The sequence below is a fragment of the Pseudoxanthomonas gei genome (assembly GCF_010119615.1).
Lineage (GTDB): Bacteria > Pseudomonadota > Gammaproteobacteria > Xanthomonadales > Xanthomonadaceae > Pseudoxanthomonas_A > Pseudoxanthomonas_A gei.
The window spans coordinates 1-627 of the sequence record NZ_QOVG01000024.1; the positions used below are offsets into that span (position 1 = coordinate 1).

Here is a 627-nt window from a genome sequence, read left to right on the forward strand (position 1 = left end):
TGTTAGGATTGTCTCGCTTGATGACTTTTCGTTTGATTGGGCTCCGAAGATTCAAGCCTAAAGCCTTATAAATTCGGTAGACTCGTTTATGATTCCAACTATAGCCCGACAACCTGATCCGCCCAAAAAGTAAGCCAAATCCCCCATTCAAATGCTTTTTGGATAACACAGTTAGTACCTCTTCGATCTGTTTGTCCTCATTGATGCGCTTAGGTTTAGCATATAGAGTCGCCCGACGTTGCCCTACTACTTGACAGACTCGCCGAAGTGAAGCCTGTCGTTGGATACCAATGGCTTTTGTTCACCTCACCCATTCAGCGGTAGTAGGGCTTACCTGTTTTTTAGAAGCTGGTAAGCGTCATTAAGAATATCGTAGTCCAGGCTCTTGTCAGCCAATAATTTCTTAAGTCGAGCATTTTCCGCTTCTAATGCCTTGCTTTTGCGAAGTTCCTCGGTGTCCATGCCCCCGTAGCGGTTTCGCCAATTGTAGAAGGTAGCTGGCGAGATGTTGTACTGACGACAAATGTCCTCAATAGACTGGCCTTGGCTGGGTAAGGACAGTATTTCGACGATTTTGGCTTCACTAAACTGACTCTTTTTCATGATAAACCATTGATTAGTTGAAAT

At 44.5% G+C, this 627-nt stretch carries 1 protein-coding gene; it reads right to left on the reverse strand.

The window, feature by feature from the left end:
* Positions 1 to 330: 330 nt before the first annotated feature.
* The coding region (locus DT603_RS15795) for a transposase (RefSeq protein WP_211368491.1) at positions 331 to 627 on the reverse strand (297 nt) is incomplete at its 5' end.